This window comes from Parvibaculum sp., assembly GCF_019635935.1.
Lineage (GTDB): Bacteria > Pseudomonadota > Alphaproteobacteria > Parvibaculales > Parvibaculaceae > Parvibaculum.
Map to the genome: position 1 here is coordinate 217737 of NZ_JAHBYN010000001.1, position 16742 is coordinate 234478.

Genomic DNA, 16742 nt, shown 5'->3' on the forward strand with positions numbered 1-16742 from the left:
AAATCCCCCCGATAAGAAACGGGCACCCCGCCCGCTATCGGCATTTTGGCGGCGCAATGGTCCGGGCAGAAGTGCTTTTTTATCCGGGGACGGATATTTACCGCTTGACCTGTGCTCAAAAACTAAGCCGCGCCCTCAAGCCTCTTCAACGCATCGGCGAATTTCGCCATCGCGGCCTCGGCCTCGGCCTTGCGCTCGCGCTGTTCCTCGACCACGTGGTCCGGCGCGCCGGCGAGGAACTTGGCGTTGCCGAGTTTGGCGTCGATCTTTTTCACTTCGTCCTGAAGCTTGCCGACTTCCTTTTTCAGCCGCGCCGTTTCGGCGGCGAGGTCGATGACGCCCTTGAGCGGCAGGATCAACGTTGCTTCGTCGAGCACAAGTTGCAGCGCGCCGTCCGGGATCGCGCTTGCGATCGCCGTGCTTTCGAGGCGCGCCAGACGCTGGATCAGATCGCGGTGGCGATCGAGACGCGCCAGGCTTTCAGCGCTGGCGTCCTTGATGAGCAGCGCCAGTTTCGCGCCCGCCGGCACGTTCATTTCGGCGCGCACCGAACGCACTTCGGAAATGAAGCGGATAACCCAATCCATTTCGGCATCGGCCGCCGCGTCGCCGAGACCGGAAAGGTTCGGCCATGCGGCCTTGACCAGCATCGTCGCGCGCTTCGGCCCCGTCTCGGCAGTGCGCTGCCAGAGCTCTTCGGTGATGAAGGGCATGAAGGGATGCAGCATCAGCAGAATCTGGTCGAGCACCCAGGCGGCGGTGGCGCGCGTTTCGGATTTCGCGGCTTCGTCCGAACCCATGAGCAGCGGCTTGGCGAATTCGAGATACCAGTCGCAGAAGACATTCCATACGAACCTGTAGGCCGCACCCGCCGCGTCGTTGAAGCGATAGGTTTCGAGCGCCTCGGTGATTTCGGCGGCGGCGCGCGCGGCCTCGCCGGCGATCCATTTGTTGACGGTCTGGGTGAGCGCGGCGGGATCGAAGCCCTCGACGCGCACGCATTCGTTCATTTCGCAGAAACGCGCCGCGTTCCAGAGCTTGGTGCCGAAATTGCGGTAACCCTCGACGCGCGACGTGGCGATCTTGATGTCGCGGCCCTGCGCGGCGAGCGCCGCCATGGTGAAGCGTAACGCGTCGGCACCGTAAGCGTCGATGAGTTCGAGGGGATCGACGACGTTGCCCTTCGTCTTCGACATCTTCTGGCCCTTCTCGTCACGGACCAGCGCATGGATGTAGACAGTGTGGAACGGCGCTTCCTGCATGAAGTGCAGGCCCATCATCATCATCCGGGCGACCCAGAAGAAGATGATGTCGTGCGCGGTGGAGAGCACATCGGTCTTGTAGTAGCGCTTCAGCTCCGGCGTCTCGTCGGGCCAGCCCAGCGTCGAGAACGGCCAGAGCGCGGAAGAGAACCATGTGTCGAGGACGTCTTCGTCGCGCGTCAGTTCGACCGGCTTGCCGTAATGCTTTTGCGCTTCGGCGGCGGCTTCTTCATCGCTATGGGCAACAAAAATATGCCCGTCCGGCCCGAACCATGCCGGAATACGATGGCCCCACCAGAGCTGGCGCGAGATGCACCAGGGCTGGATGTTGCGCATCCATTCGAAATAGGTCTTCTCCCAGTTCTTCGGCACGAAAGTGGTGGCGCCGCGCTCGACCGCCTCGATGGCGGGCTTCGCGAGCGTCGCGGCATCGACATACCACTGGTCGGTCAGATAAGGCTCGATGACGACCATCTTGGATTTCTCGTCATGCGGCACCATGACGATCTTGTCCTCGATGCGGTCGAGCAGCCCGAGCGCCTCGATGTCCATGACGACATGCTTGCGCGCCTCGAAACGGTCGAGGCCGCGATAAGGTTCCGGCACTTCGTCGTTCAGCGAACCGTCGGGATTGAGAATGTTGATCTGTTCGAGCCCCTGCCGCTTGCCGACCTCGAAATCGTTGAAGTCATGCGCGGGTGTGATCTTGACCGCGCCGGAGCCTTGCGCCGGGTCGGCGTGCTCATCGGCGACGATCAGAATGCGGCGGCCGACCAGCGGCAGGTCGACGAACTTGCCGATCAGCGGCTTGTAGCGCTCGTCCTCGGGGTTCACGGCGACGCCGGTGTCGCCCAGCATCGTTTCGGGGCGCGTGGTGGCGACGACGATGTAGTTGCGCGTCTCGCTGCCCGCCGGATTGCCCTCCTCGTCGGTCAACGGCCACTCATAGGTGACGCCGTCGGCGAGCGGATAGCGGAAATGCCAGAAGTGGCCCTTGATCTCGATGTTTTCGACTTCGAGATCGGAAACGGCGGTCTGGAGCTTCGGATCCCAGTTGACGAGCCGCTTGTCGCGATAGATGAGCCCCTGCCGGTAAAGCTCGACAAAGACTTTCAAAACGGCTTTCGACAGCCCGTCGTCCAGCGTGAAGCGTTCACGGCTCCAGTCGCAGGAAGCGCCGAGGCGGCGAAGCTGGCCGACAATGGTGCCGCCCGACTCGCCCTTCCATTTCCAGATGCGCTCGATGAAGGCCTCGCGGCCCATCTCGCGGCGGCCGATATTGCCTTCCGCCGCAAGCTGGCGCTCGACGATCATCTGCGTCGCGATGCCGGCATGGTCGAGGCCGGGCTGCCAGAGCACGTCCTTGCCGCGCATCCGCTCGAAGCGGATCAGCGCATCCTGCAACGTGTTGTTGAGCGCATGGCCCATATGCAGGCTGCCCGTGACGTTGGGCGGCGGAATGACGATGCAATAGGGCTTCGCGCCCTCCGGTCCCCCGGCCTTGAAGGCGCCGCTCTCTTCCCAGAGGCGGTAAAGCCGTTCCTCGGCCTCTTGCGGGCTGAATGTCTTGTCGAGCATGGGGATCGGTATCCGTGAAACGCCGGCGCAAATCAAGCCGCGCCGGGGCCCGTGTTACAGCACAGGCACCCCGGACCGATCAAGCATCGGGGCAGATTTCGACCGGAAAAGCCGGGCTTAGCCGCGGCGGCGGGCGATTCGCTCGATTTCCTCGGCGACCAGACGCTCGACCAGCGGCGGCAGGTTGCCGTCCAGCCATTCCTTCAGCATCGGCCGCAGCATGTCGGACACGATCTCTTCCAGCGTCCGGCCTTCGCCGCCGCTCGCCAGCGAACTGGCCAGCGCACCGAAAGCGGCCGAGGCGGCCTTTTCGGCATCGCCCGATACGATCGGTTGGCTCTGGGCACTCATGGCAGGCTCCTCAATAACGGGTTCCGCTTGCACCGGAGCGGCGGGCGCAGGCGCGGGAGGCTCCGGCTGCGGCGCGGCGGCCACGACCGGCTCGGGTGCGGGCGCCGGTTCCGGCACGGGGTCCGGTTCGGGCGCAAATTCGATATCGTCCTCGATCATCTCCTCGGCCGGCTCCGGCACATAGGCAGGCTCCGGTTCCGGGGCCGGTTCGGCCATCAGAGGCTCTTCGGGCAGAGGTTCGGTCAGTTCGAGAATGTCGGCCTCGTCCTCGGCGGAGAGGGTCGCGGGCTCCTCCTGCACGGGCTCGGGCTCAGGCTCCGGGACTTCCTCGGGCTCGGGCGCGGCGGCGGGCGCGGCCGATTCCTCGGGCCCGCTATCCTCCGAAATGATCCGGCGGATGGAGGCCAGAATCTCCTCCATCGTCGGTTCCTGCGCCGTGCCCTGATTGCTCATGCCTTGATCCTGCCCTTCCGGATTCCGCCCTTCCGGCCTCCTACGGATATCAAAAGAACCTTAGGAGAAGTTGAACGATATTGCCAACTTCCCCTAAAGACTTCGCTAACCGGATGAAACTACTCGTCGCCCGCGGTGCCGAAGCCGATCCACTTGTTGCGGACTTCGCCATAATTCACTTCCGGGTCGTAATACTCGACCGGAAGCTGCAACTGGCGCGCCGTAAGCTGGCCGGTGGCGGCAAGGAGATTGTACTCCGAGACCGCCAGGTCCCGCTCGGCGCCGACAAGCGCCACACGGGCGTTGAGAAGTTCCTGCTCGGCATCGAGCACGTCGAGCGTGGTCCGCGCGCCGACCTCGGATTCCTGCCGGACGCCCTCAAGCGCGATCTCGCTGGCATTGACCTGTTCGCCGGTCGAGACGATGCGGGCCTGCGAGGTCCGCAACTGCTCCCAGGCGATGCGAACCGCCTCATCCACATCGCGCATGGCCGCCGCCACTTCGAGGCGGCTGCGATTGTTGATCTCCTTGGCCTCGCGGACGCGGGAATATTCGACGCCGCTCTGGTAGAGCGGGATCGTCAATATGCCGAGGATCGAGCTTTCCTCGGCGTCGCGAATGGTCGAGGACGGGTCGCGCGCATATTGGTAGCCCGCCTGCACGTCGAATCTCGGCAGCAGCGCGCCCTTGGCGACCGAAATTGCCTCCCGGCTCGCCGATTCGGTGTGACGCGCGGCCAGCAGCGCCGGGTTGTTCCGCGCCGCCAGTTCCCGCGCCTCGTCTTCGCCGGCCGGCAGCCCCGCCAGCGGCACGGGCTTTTCGAGCGTGCCCGGCGCCTGGCCGACCACACGCGCATAGAAGGATCGGCTCGCGGTCAACTGCGCCTCGGCGCTTGTGAGGTTCGAGCGGGCGAGGCTCAGCCGCGCTTCCGACTGCGCGACGTCGGTGCGCGTCAACTCGCCGACGCGGAACCGGTCCTGCGTCGCCTCAAGCTGACGGCGAAGCACCGCGACGTTGTTCTCGTTGAGCCGCACGACGCTCTCGTCGCGGATCACGTTCATATAGGCCTGCACCGCACCGAGCAGTGTCTGCTGTTCGACGCTGGCAAGACCCTGGCGGCCGGCCTGCACCGAATATTCGGCCTGGTCGGTCGCGCTGACCGTGCGGCCGCCGGCGAAGACGTTCTGGTTGAGCGTGACCGAACCTGTGTAGGGGCGGCGGTTGTCGCCAAGCGTAACGCCGCCGACCGGCGTCGTGTCGGTGTTGACCGCACCATAGGTGCCTTGCGCCTGCACCGTCGGCCGCCAGCCGGATAGTGCCTGCGGCACCTGTTCGTCGATGGCGCGCAACTGGGCGCGCTGCGCCTGCAGGACCGGGTTGGTCTGATAGGCGGCGGTGAGCGCGTCGATCAGCGTGTCGGCGGATGCCGACGATGACATCGCGAGCACACCCGTCAGCGCCGTGGTGCCGAGCGCCAGCGCCATTATTCGTTTCAGGGACGTTTCCAGGGATCGTTTCATCTTCTTACTTCTCCGCGAAAGAGGCGGCTCCGTCCCTCAACGCATCCGCGAATGAACCTCGTCTCAAGCAGGCTAGATGTAGTGAGCCTCAATTACTATTCCCAGTAGGACACGACAATGCCCGGAAAATCAGGAATAGATGCAATCTGCCATCAATTTCAGAAAACAAAGCTCTCTTCGGCCTGAAAACCGGGCAAGGGCTTGATGTTGGCATCGAAGGCATCGCGGCTGCTCAACGAGTCGCCGGAACGGACGAAGAGACGCGCCCGGCCCGAAATTCCGTCTCCGACCACCGCGACGAGCCGTCCGCCATCCTTCAACTGCGACTTGAAAGCCTCGGGGATGACGCCGACCGAACCGTTGAGAAAGATCGCATCATAGGGCGCCTGCTTGGCATAGCCTTCGTTCAGCGGACCGGCGACAACCACCGCGTTGTCGACACCGAGATCGGAAAGCGTGGCGCCAGCGCGCGCCGCGAGATCGCCGTCGCTCTCAAGCGCAACGACCGTTCCGGCGAGACGCGACAACACGGCCGTCGAATAGCCCGTGCCGCAACCGACATCGAGCACCAGATCGTCGGGCCCGACCGCGGCAAGCTGCGCAAGCTTGGCAAAGACCCGAGGCTCCATCAGAAACCGCGGCGCACCGCCCTCGCCGACCGGAACGTCCTCGTCCATATAGGCAAGGCTCTGACGGGACATCGGCACGAAGCGCTCGCGCGGCACCGACGACATGGCGTCGATCACGCGGCTGTCCGTGACCGCGTTGACCCGTACCTGGCTCTCGACCATGTTGTGGCGGGCGGCGGCGAAGTCGGTCATCGGGAAGTCCTGGCCATGAATTGAGAACGGGCAAAGCGGCGGGCGCCCGCCGCGTTTATACTGGTCCTGCCCGGCAAACTCAATTCACCCCGCCATCGAAATCGACCTGAAAGAAAGACAAAGCCGCCATTAAGACGCCGGCAATCCCATTGGTCTAATGGTCGTTGTACCCGGGCCGGGGAATTGCTATACCCCGCCCGCCCTCGGAAATGGCCACGTGGCGGAGTGGTGACGCAGCGGACTGCAAATCCGTATACCCCGGTTCGATTCCGGGCGTGGCCTCCAGGGACCCTCGCATTTGTGGAATATGACGTTCCGGCCCGGCCTAGCGCCAGACCGTCGGCGCGGGCTCGGCCGCCATGCTGCCGGGCTTTCGGGCCTCGACCGCCAGCATCGCGCCCCAAAGCATGCCCAGCAGCAGATAGAGATGGCGCCAGCTGTCGATGTCGATAATGACGCCCTCGGCGAAATGGCCGACGAGCGCCGCATAGGCGACGATCAGCATGCCTTGTTGCGGTCCGGGCACCGACGCGGCCCGCGCGCCCCTGACCAGCGTCACCCCGATGAAGCCGAGAAAGGCCAGACCGGACAGGAAGCCGCCCGCCACCAGCACATGCAGATAGACGTTGTGGGTGTCGAGATCGTTGATGATCGCCCATTGCGCCTGCCCGATGCCCCACGGATTTTGCAGCACCATCGAAAACGCCCGCGCCTGGCTCTCGAAACGCCCGCGCTCGGGATCGACGTCATAATCCTGGGTCAGGGAAGCACGCTCGGTGAACAGTTCCGACACGCGCGGGTTTGAAAGCGCCACGCCGATCAGGATCGTCAGCGCAAAGCCCATCAGCGCCGCAAAGCCGATCAACCGGAAAGTCTGTTGCGACGAGCGCGAGGTCGCCAGCGTCAGGACGAGGAACACGACGGCCGACAGGAACAGGTTGCCCCAGCCGCCGCGCGAAAAGCTGAGCAGCATCGCCATGACCAGAAGGCCGAGCGGGGCCAGCATCCAGAGCGAACGAAGGCGCTGCGCCGTACTGAGCTTCATCGCCAGAAAAAGGATCGGCGCGACGAGAAAGGGCGCGAACACGTTGGGATCGTTGAACGTTCCGGTCGCGCGGCCGAAAACCAGAAACGATTCCGAACCCGGAAAAAGATGGAAGTAGCCGCCGACGCCAAGCGCTGCGACGAAGCAGGCCGCCACGGTGTAGGCCCAGAACATCAAGCCGAGACGCCGCGCCGCATCGGCATAGACGAAAGACGCAAAGAAGAGAAAGGAGCCAACCAGATAGATCGTCACGATCAGCGCGGGACGAACTTTCTCGAGATAAAGCGCGTCCATCGCGCCGATGCCGTAGCCGATGACGACGAGACCCCAAAGCGCCGCCGGCCATCCGAGACCGCGCGGAAACTTGAGACCGAACAGAAACAGCGTGCCGACGGTCAGCACCATCAACAGGTCGTAGGGCGTCGGATCGTCGGCGCCCTGCTCGGAGCGAACATAGAAACTTGTCAGCAAAACCAGCACGACGAGACACTCGCCGAGACCGGGCATTGAGCGAAGGCCGGACGCGCCGGTGCGTCGCGGGGCGGTGTCGATCTGCCAGCCCTCGACGCTCATCGTCCGGCGCCTTCGAGAACCGGTACGGCCGGCACCGAAGCGCGGCGCGACTTCCGGCCATCGAGAATGCGGGCATAGAAGCTGTTGACCGACGCCACCATTTCCGTCACCGAAAACATCTGCGCCACGCGCGCCTGCAGCCGTATGGCCGAAGCCGCGATCTCGCCCGGTTCTGCAAGCGCAGCGCCAAGCGCCTGCGACAAGACGGCGGCATCGCCCGGCGCGACCAGACGATGCGCCTCGCCGCCAAAAATCTCCGGCAGCCCGCCAACCCGCGTCGCAATGAGCGGAATGCCGGCCGCGGCGGCTTCGAGCGCCACATAGGGCAACGACTCGTGCCATGACGGCATGACGACAATGCGCGCCAGACGGAACGCCGCGCGCGCGGGCATCGCACCGAGAAACTCGACATGGGCGTTCGACGGCAGCGAACGCGCGAGCGCCTCGAAATGCGCACGGTCCGCGCCGTCGCCGACAATCCGCAAACGCACCGGCCGGTTCAACTGCCGCAGCGCTTCGATGAGCGTCGAGACACCCTTCAGCATGCGCAGCTCGCCAATGAACAGAAAATCGGCCGCTGCATCGGCATGACCGACGGGCAAAAACTCATTCCGGGCGAGACCGTTGTGAATGACTGCCGTGGGCGCACGCGGTTGGCCGATCTTGGCGATGAACGCCGACCGGCTGAACTCCGACTCGAAAATGAATCCGTCGGTCCAGCCGCGCATCAGCCTTTCGGCGGCAAGAAACGCCAGGCCGTGCGGCGTCATGCCGCTGTAGTGAAGCGTGCCGCCATGCGGCGTGTAGACACGGATCGCCTCGTGATGCGCCGAGGCCAGACGCGCCAGCAATCCACCCTTGGCGCCGTGACCGTGAACCACATCCGGCCGGAGGCGGTCGATCAGCGCACCGATTTCGCGCATGTTGGAAATGTCGCCGAAACCGGGCAGCCGCCGCATCGGCACGATATGAAGGCCAAGTCCGCATTGCGCTTCGAGCGCCGCAAGCTGCGCGGCGCAAGCGCTGGTGCCCGGCGCCTCGCCGCAGACGACCCCTGCCGCGATGCCCGCCGCCTGCTGGCCGGCCACAAGATCCTGCACATGACGAAAAAGACCGCCCACCGGCGACCTCATGACATGCAGAACCCTTGCCGGAGAAGCTGCGCGGCCATGCGCGGACGGGGGCATCAGAAATACCGTTCCCGCACCAGGATCGTATCGCCCGGCATGACGACGGATTTGCTGTTGACGCCGAGCTCTACAATCCGGTCGCCCATATTGCGCGTGATGCGGACCCGATCTTCATTGGCGCGATAGGTGTAACCACCGGCAATCGCGACCGCGCTCTGAACCGTCATGCCGCTGACATAAGGGTATTGGCCGGCGCGCTGGACCTCGCCGAGGATGAAGAACGGCCGGAACTCCATCACCTGAACACTGACATTGGGGTTGCGAAGCAGGCGGCGGCCAAGCTCGGCCGCAACGGACGCCTCGAATTCGTCGGTCGTCAGGCCGCGCGCCACGATCGGCGGCAAGAGCGGCATCGAAACCGAACCCGCACCGTCGACCGCGAAATCGCCGCTGAGATCGGCCTGCCCGAAGACGGTGATCCTGAGCTTGTCGCCGGTGTCGAGCAAATAGACGTCGTTCTCGCCGGCAATTTCGCGCTGCTCGAGGACGCCGTATTGCGCACAAGCCGCGAGGCTCATGCAAACGGCCACCAAAATGCCTGTAAACCCAGCCTTCATCCGCGCCACTTTCCATGCCGACTTGTCCATCCGGACGGTAGCGCCGGATCGGTTAATTTTTTGGAATCATCGAGGCGGGCAGAGTGTTGAAAAGCTGCGGCTAACTCAGGCATCCCGGCGTTTCCATGGTTTCCCGTTAAGCCTTCCGTTACCCAAAAGCCGTCTACTGCAGGCTGCATTGGACGGGGTATTTGCGAGGCTCCGCGCGCCACCGGCAGGCGCGGTCTTGCACATACCGGCGGGCGGAATTGATGACCGATACCCAGATGAATCAGGCTGTGACCTTCGGCGACAGGCGCCGCGCCGCGCCCGGCGACGGCGCGATCGGCGATATTTCGCCGTGGGACATCCTGCGCGGCATATGGGCGCGCAAGGAAATCGTCGTTCTGGTGTTTGCCGGCTTCATGACGCTGGTGCTCCTCTGGCTCGCGACCGCGACACCGATCTACACCGTCGAAACACGTATCATGCTCTCGCCACGCGCCGGCGAAATCTCGACATTCGACACCGACCTGCAGGGCCCGCTGCCCGACAGCGAAACGGTGCAGAGCGAAATTCAGGTGATGACCTCGCGCCTGCTGGCCGCGCGGCTGATCGAGGATATGGGGCTTGCCGCAAATCCGGAATTCAACCCGGCGCTGCGCAGCCCCGATTTCTTCGGGCGTCTCGCCATTGCCTTCGGCCTGCGCGACCGCGACCCCGTCACCGACATCGACGAAATCGTCGATCAGGTGCTCGGCCGCCTCAAAGTCTTCCAGAAATCGGGCTCGCGCGTCATCGCACTGGTATTCACCTCGGTCGATCCGCGCATGGCCGCCGCGATCCCCAACCGGCTGGCCGAGCTATACATCGCCCAGCAGATCGAGCAACGGACCGGCGTCAACAACGAGGCGACACGCTGGCTCGCCCAGCAGATCGACGAGTTGCGGGTCAAGGTTCAGGAATCGGAAGCAGCCGTCGAAACCTATCGAACCGAGTCGGGCCTCTTCCTGACCAATGGCTCCACGGTGCCGCAACAGCAGCTGACCGAACTGAACAGCCAGCTTTCGGTCGCCGAAGCCGACCGCGCCGCTGCGCAGGCAAAACTCTCCAACGCCAGAAACCTGATCGCCAACGGAAACGCGGTCAACTCGGCCGCCGAAGTGCTGCAATCGCCATTGATCCAGAACCTTCGCCAGCAGGAAGTGGCGCTGCGCGCGCAGATTGCACAAATGGCCGAGACGCTGTTGCCGACGCATCCGCGCATGATGGAATCGCTCGCAAACCTCGAAGATCTCGAAACGCAGATCGAGAAGGAAGTCTACAAGGTCATCGACGCGCTCGAGAATGAAGCGCGGGTTGCCAATGCGCGCGTTACCGCGCTGCGCGGCAATCTCGACCGCGCCCAGCGCCGCACTGCGCAGCTCAACCAGGACGAGGTGAAGCTCCGGGCGCTGCAGCGCGACGCCGAAACAAATCGCGGGCTGCTTGAGTCGTTCCTGCGCCGCTACGAGGAAGCCAAGGCCCGCGCCGAGGCCGACGCACAGGCCGCGAACGCGCGCATCGTCTCCCGTGCGCAACAGCCTACTACGCCAACATCGCCGCGCGCCGGCGCCGCCCTGACGCTTGGCGCCGCCGCCGGACTGACCCTCGCCTTCCTCGTCGTGTTTCTGATCGAAGTTTTCGCGCGCGGATTCCGGATCGGCGAACAGATCGAGCGCGCTACAGGCATGCCCTTCCTCGGACTGACACCGGAACTTGAACGGCGCGCCGGCACCCACCTGCCGGCCGCGGACGTCCTGCGCGATCCACACGGCCTCTACGCCGAGGCAATCCGCGCCTTGCAGGGAAATGTGCTGATGGCGCGCATCGGCGAGCGCCGCGCCCGCACCGTGCTCGTGACGTCATCGGTCGCCGGCGAGGGCAAGACCTCGACGGCCGCCAGCCTTGCCCGCGTCTTCGCACTCGGCGGACACAGCACGATCGTCGTCGATGCCGATATGCGCGCGCCCGCGCTTCACACCGCGCTCGGCGCCGCGCCGCAGCCCGGATTGTCGGAACTGCTGACCGGCCGTGCCGCCTTCCAGCATGTTCTCCGCAAGGAGCCCGGAAGCCCGGCGCATGTGCTGCAGGCCGGCGCCCCGCTCGCCAATCCGACGGCAGCGCTCGCCTCGCCGCAAATGCTCTGGGTGCTGTCGGCGCTTCAACAGACCTATGACTACGTCATCATCGACTCGCCCGCCGCCATGGCCGCCGCCGACGCGCAGGTCCTGACCCGGCTCGCCGACGTCACCGTCCTCGTCGTGCGCTGGTCCTCGACCGGCCGTCATGTGGTGGCGCGCGTTCTGAAAATGCTGTCAGCGGCCAGCAGCCGCCGCGTCGGCATCCTGCTCACGCGTGTCGATGTCCGGCGCTATCGCCGCTACACCGACACGGTGATCGAGGAATATCCGGTACGCGCGCCGCGCCGCCGTTTCGCGATGCGATGAGCTTCAGACGGCGGCTTCGGTTGCCTTGCGCCCGAGAAAGATCGCAAGCGCCTTGCGCCGGTCGCCGACCAGCTTCTTGACCGCATCGTAGACCGGACGCAGCGCCCTGTAGGCGGCAATCTTCACCCAGTCCCATGTCTCGTTGGCACCGGCCGCCTTTTGCGGCCAGCCGAACCGGCGTAACACCGCATTGACGTAGGAAAGCTGCACCAGCCGCCGCGTTTCCTCCGTCTGCCAGGTGATCGAAAACGAAATCGAGACCGCGTCGCCATTCTTCACCCAATGCGGGTCGAAGATCGGCACGAAGATGCCTTCGCCGGGTTCGATATGCTGATGCGTCGCCTTGGCCTCGAATGCGTCGCTGTATGGCAGATTGCGGTGCTTGCCGGGAAAGAGTTCGGAATCCTCGGCGCTGACGATCTCGCGATCGCGGTGATCGAAAAGCGACATGCATTTGGCGCCCCGGATCTGCAACAGGAAATTCTGCTCCGGGTCCGAATGGAACGGCGTCACATTGCCCGGCGACGTCACGAAGATGAACGCCTGCCGATCGAGCGCGGCACCCATCAAGCCGCCGGTCTGTTCGGCCGCCTGATCGAGACAGGCGTCAAGCAGCGCCTTGTATTCGGGATCGGCTTCGACGTTCTTGAGGACCATCCACGATTTCGCCTGTTCGATGCGGCGCACGGTCTCTTCCGGCGTCATGCCGTTCGACGGCGTCAGGTTCGGGTCCTGGTTCGGCTCGACGGGACCGTTGAATTCGATCCGGTCGGCGGGCAGCGACGCGGCGAGACGCGCCAGACGGTCGAGCTGGAACAGCGGATGGTCGGCCAGACGATGGCTGACGCGAAACGACGCCTCCGGCAACGACGAGGAAACGGAACCCGGTTCGATTTCAATCAGCCTGGTCATTCTCGATCTCCTTGCGAAATCTGTAATAGAGAACACGCAACCTTGCCCGCGCGTTCTCGGCGAGACGCGTCGCGGCGACACTCCACGAAAGGAAAAGTGGGCCGGCGCGATGCCGCGTCGCGACCGTGACGCTGCGCATCGTGCGGCGCTGCGCCCAGATGTGGTCGATCATCGGATGGCCGGGGATGGCGCAGGAATCGACCCATTCGGTCCGGCCATCGCGCAGGAATGCGCCGATGCCCTTCAGCATCAGCAGCGTGCCCGGCGAATACTTCGCATAGGCCTCGTCGAAGGCGATCTTGAACGTGTAGAGGCCGGCGCCGGCGCGGAAGCTTGCCAGCATCGCCACCGGTTTGCCGTCGAGCGTCAGTTCGGTGCGGACAAGCTTGTCCTGCGCCGCGGCACCCGCGCAAATCGCTTCGAACCAGGCGCGCTCATGCGGACGGACTTTCAGCGCCGTGCCCCGCTTGCCCTTCCAGCCGGCCGCTTCGAGCGTCAGGAACCGCTGCACCCAGGCGGCCGTGCCCTCGCCGCCTTCATGCACGACGAATTTCAGATCGCCCTGTTCGGCCAGCCGGTTCCACAGCCGCGAAAACTCTTTCCGCTTCTTTTTGCGGATATGGGTCGCCAGATAGGCGTCCTCGTCGAGATCGGATTGCAGAAAGGCGCGTTCGTGCCTGTCGGTCTCGCGCCATGCACGTCCATGCAAAACTTCGTCGAGCGCCGCATCGAATGCACCGAGCGCCTCGAACACCGGAAAGCGAACGAGCGCCGCACCCGATTGATCGGCGAAATCGAGGAACCGCCGGATCGCATGGCGCTCATGCCCGGCGCGGACCAGCGGCGTGATGGTGTAGCTGTGAATGTGCTCCCAGAGCGACCAGACCGGCGCCGGTATCCCGAAATGTCCCCGAACGCTCTTGTAGGGAAAAACGCCGAGCAATTGGCGTTTCCCACCACTGTCCGGCGCACTCCAGACCAGCGCGACGCGTGCGGCCGCCCCGCCCTGCAAATGCTCCATCGAGGCCGCCAGCGTCACGCTTTCAAATTGCGGATTGGTGTCAGTGGAAGCGCGCGTAAGTTCGTCGATGCAATCGAGATAGGGTGTCATCGCATCGGCACTTTCCAGCACGACGATGTCGGCGGATGGCGGCCTGTCATAGGCATAGCGCGCCGCATGGCTCAGCGTTTCGACGGAGAGAAGCGCTGCGCGCTCGTCGCGCGCACCAAAGCCGGGCAAAAGCGGATATCGGCGAATATCGGTCATACGAATTCCTTGCGCCGTTTTCAGGCGGTTGCGAACAGGCGATGCCGGAAGCCGGCAAAGACAAAGGCGGTGATGCCGAGGCGCCGGCGGACAATGACGGCAAGCCAGGCCGTGGCGAAAATGATCGAAATGGCGGTCGACGCGGCGGCGCCTTCGAGACCGAAGCGCGGCACCAGCACAAGATTGAGCGCGACGTTCAGCACCGCGGCGCAGCTGTAGGCGATGGCGGTCGCATTCTGATTGCCGGTCATGTTGAGCAGATATTCGATCGGGCCAGTGGCGGCGCGTGCGAGGAAACCCAGCATCAGCAACCACAACACCGGATAGCCGACGGCAAAGCCTTCGCCGAAAAGACCGAGTGCGAACTCGCCGATTGCCAGCAGGAACAATCCCGCCGCGAGCGTCGGCCAGAAAATCCACTGGATGACGCCATGCATGAAGTTCTGCAACTCGTCGCGTTTGCCGGCAGCATGGAGCTCGGCGAATTTCGGCACCGCGAGCGCCGACAATGCAAAGCAGATGAACGCCATCAGATTGGCAATGCGCGTTACGGCGAAGTAGACGCCGATTTCGTCCGGGTCGACAAAATAGCCGAGCAGCACGATGTCGGTGTTAATCAGGACAAGAAACAGGCCTTCGACCAGAACCAGCGGCGCCGATACGACAACCCAGTGCCGGACGTGAAAGACTGGCTTTGCCGGCGGCACCGTTCGCGCAACGCGGCGCATCAGCAAGACGCGCTGGCCGACCAGCGTCAGCACCGTGGCGGCAAGCGCCGCAAACATTACCTGCAACCCGGTCGGCGTGCCCGAGAACAGAAGAATGGCGCCGGCGAACGCGACGATGGCGAGCGGCCGCACGATATAGGACGGGATATAGGCGAGGTTGACCCAGCCGAAAGCCCGCGCCGCGCCCTCCTGCCAGTCCGTCAACGCGAAGGCCGGCACGCAGAGCAGCGCCACGGCCAGTGGCAGGATGTAATAGCTTTCGATGTGCCCGCGCGCCGCCCAGAGAATAGCGACGCCGACAAACGCCGTCGCAATGCCGAGCGCCAGGACAATATAGAAAGAGGCCGTCAGCATGCCGGCCATGCGGCGCCACTTCGCCTTGGCGCGGTATTCGGGAACGAAGCGGAGGATGGACGTGCCGAAACCCATCGGCACGACAATCCCGAGCACGATCACCCAGACCCAGACATAGGCGAAAATTCCGTATTCGTAGGCGCCCATCCAGCGCGCCAACAGGACCTGGCTGAGCAGCGCAATGGCGGCGCCGGCAATCCGAATTCCCATCACGAACGCGGCCCCGCGCACGACGCCGGCCAGATGCCCGTCGTCGAGCCTCGCGGCAACAGCCTCGCCGATCCGCCGCAGCGGTTGCGGGAGTGCATTAACGTCCATGTCGAAAGCCCTCAGGCGCCGGTCGCCCGCAGCGAACCGGCGGCGGCGCGTAACCGGGTAAACCAGTGCCAAAGTACCGGGCTATGCTTGATGAAACGTTTAACCTGGAAATAGGCGATTTCGGGTCCGAGACCGATCCAGCCCATCAGACTGTTGGGCTCCATATGGTCGTGAAGCGGAACCTCGACCTCGCACCACTGCTCCTTGTAGGCCTCGTCGCCGATCGTGAAATCGAACTCGCTATGGCCGGTCGCGGTGGCATGGGCCATCAGCTCCATGAGCTGGATGACGCCCGGCCCGTATTTGGCCGTTTCGGCCGTCTCGTCGTAGCTCGCCAACACATAAGAGTAGCGACCACCGAAGCTGACGCCCCAGTTCGCTGCCGCAGCCGCGCCGCCGACATCGAGATAGCAGATATGAATCATGTCGCCCGCATCGTCATTCGTCGCCAGATCGCGGTAGAAATCGCGATACCCCGGCTTGTCGAAGAGATTGGCGACACCCATGCGGGCAAAGGCCGCCGACTTCTGAGCCATCAGCGTATCAAGCGCGCGCAGACGTTCCTCAGCCGTCACCGGGGTGACAAGCGACACTTGTCCGAGTTCCTCGGTCTTGCGGCGCTTCTGCTTGTCGCGCTTCTTGCTCGCCGACGAACGCTTCTCGCCGTAGTAACTCTCCCAATCGGACTTCAGCACCGTCTTGTGTGCAAAACAGGGGTGATGGCGGTTGCCGTCCAGCGCCATGAACGGATTGGCCTGCGCGCCCACGCGCTCCGGCATCCGGTCGAGCGAGACGATCTGGTGGGACGGCAGCAGATTGCGAATCTGGGCCCAAAGTGCCGGGAAGCCGGCAACGCCGATCCGGCGCGAAAAATCCTTCGACAGAAGCGGCGCCTGATAGTCGCAAAGATCGCCACCCAGCCAGACGAGACGGGGGCACAGCCAGTTCCGCTCGATCGCCAGCGGAAGGATGAACAGCGCGCCGCCGGCACTGTCCCATCCTACGACAATCGCGGGCCGAACGCCCTGCTTTGTCCCAATGTGACGCTGCCAGGCCGTGAGCCAGGCATAGGTCTGAAACGCCGTGCAGTCACCCGCACGCTCCAGTTCCTGCCAAACGGCCTTCAGCGGCTCGAAGTCCTCATGGACCGAAAGCAGCACATCCGGGCCTGCGAGGGGGTTATCGTCCCAGGGGCCGGTCAAAATTTTCGCGGAATCATGCGGTTCGCCGTCCGGAAGGACAGGAACGGCACGCATATCGGCATTCGTCTTCGTCAGCGGCGTCATCGGGGGGCCTCGCCACGCTGGTTTGTCGTTTGTCGCTCAACGGGCGGCGTCATTTTTCT

At 64.2% G+C, this 16742-nt stretch carries 12 protein-coding genes and 1 tRNA gene; 2 read left to right on the forward strand and 11 right to left on the reverse strand.

The window, feature by feature from the left end; genetic code table 11:
• Positions 1 to 122: 122 nt before the first annotated feature.
• The 4 genes from KF719_RS01115 to KF719_RS01130 form a co-directional block, all read right to left on the reverse strand.
• The gene (locus KF719_RS01115; RefSeq protein ID WP_293506367.1) at positions 123 to 2840 is read right to left on the reverse strand and encodes a valine--tRNA ligase; all 2718 of its coding nucleotides are present in this window, start codon (positions 2838 to 2840) and stop codon (positions 123 to 125) included.
• Positions 2841 to 2957: 117 nt separating this feature from the next.
• Positions 2958 to 3644, reverse strand: a complete 687-nt coding sequence (locus KF719_RS01120) for a DUF2497 domain-containing protein (RefSeq protein WP_293506369.1) — start codon at positions 3642 to 3644, stop codon at positions 2958 to 2960.
• A gap of 119 nt (positions 3645 to 3763) precedes the next feature.
• Positions 3764 to 5164: a TolC family outer membrane protein gene (locus tag KF719_RS01125; RefSeq protein WP_293506371.1), complete on the reverse strand. Its 1401-nt coding sequence runs from the start codon at positions 5162 to 5164 to the stop codon at positions 3764 to 3766.
• Positions 5165 to 5322: 158 nt separating this feature from the next.
• Positions 5323 to 5985: a protein-L-isoaspartate O-methyltransferase gene (locus KF719_RS01130; RefSeq protein WP_293506373.1), complete on the reverse strand. Its 663-nt coding sequence runs from the start codon at positions 5983 to 5985 to the stop codon at positions 5323 to 5325.
• Positions 5986 to 6196: 211 nt separating this feature from the next.
• On the opposite strand from KF719_RS01130, the gene KF719_RS01135 reads away from it, so the two are divergent.
• Positions 6197 to 6270, forward strand: a tRNA-Cys gene (locus KF719_RS01135).
• A gap of 40 nt (positions 6271 to 6310) precedes the next feature.
• Here KF719_RS01135 and KF719_RS01140 read toward each other — a convergent pair.
• Genes KF719_RS01140 through KF719_RS01150 form a run of 3 tightly spaced genes read right to left on the reverse strand, consistent with a single transcriptional unit; the run spans position 6311 to position 9311 of the window.
• Positions 6311 to 7603, reverse strand: coding sequence for an O-antigen ligase family protein (locus KF719_RS01140; RefSeq protein WP_293506375.1), 1293 nt, complete (start codon positions 7601 to 7603; stop codon positions 6311 to 6313).
• Positions 7600 to 8736 (reverse strand): glycosyltransferase family 4 protein, encoded by a 1137-nt coding sequence (locus tag KF719_RS01145; RefSeq protein ID WP_293506377.1) that lies wholly within the window; start codon positions 8734 to 8736, stop codon positions 7600 to 7602. The genes KF719_RS01140 and KF719_RS01145 overlap by 4 nt, the downstream gene beginning before the upstream one ends.
• Before the next feature lie 53 nt (positions 8737 to 8789).
• The gene (locus tag KF719_RS01150) at positions 8790 to 9311 is read right to left on the reverse strand and encodes a polysaccharide biosynthesis/export family protein (protein ID WP_293506379.1); all 522 of its coding nucleotides are present in this window, start codon (positions 9309 to 9311) and stop codon (positions 8790 to 8792) included.
• A gap of 290 nt (positions 9312 to 9601) precedes the next feature.
• On the opposite strand from KF719_RS01150, the gene KF719_RS01155 reads away from it, so the two are divergent.
• A complete protein-coding gene (locus KF719_RS01155; RefSeq protein ID WP_293506381.1) occupies positions 9602 to 11818 on the forward strand; it encodes a polysaccharide biosynthesis tyrosine autokinase in 2217 nt (738 codons plus the stop codon).
• A 3-nt stretch (positions 11819 to 11821) separates the two neighbouring features.
• On the opposite strand, the gene KF719_RS01160 is transcribed toward KF719_RS01155, so the two are convergent.
• From KF719_RS01160 to KF719_RS01175, 4 genes are read right to left on the reverse strand one after another with little or no spacing between them, the layout of a single operon-like run.
• Complete coding sequence (locus KF719_RS01160) at positions 11822 to 12730, reverse strand: cupin-like domain-containing protein (RefSeq protein WP_293506383.1); 909 nt, start codon at positions 12728 to 12730, stop codon at positions 11822 to 11824.
• Entirely contained in the window at positions 12714 to 13997 is a 1284-nt protein-coding gene (locus tag KF719_RS01165; protein WP_293506385.1) for a GNAT family N-acetyltransferase, read from the reverse strand. The genes KF719_RS01160 and KF719_RS01165 overlap by 17 nt, the downstream gene beginning before the upstream one ends.
• A gap of 20 nt (positions 13998 to 14017) precedes the next feature.
• A complete protein-coding gene (locus KF719_RS01170; protein WP_293506387.1) occupies positions 14018 to 15397 on the reverse strand; it encodes a polysaccharide biosynthesis C-terminal domain-containing protein in 1380 nt (459 codons plus the stop codon).
• Positions 15398 to 15408: 11 nt separating this feature from the next.
• A complete protein-coding gene (locus tag KF719_RS01175; RefSeq protein WP_293506389.1) occupies positions 15409 to 16683 on the reverse strand; it encodes a GNAT family N-acetyltransferase in 1275 nt (424 codons plus the stop codon).
• Between the last annotated feature and the right edge of the window lie 59 nt (positions 16684 to 16742).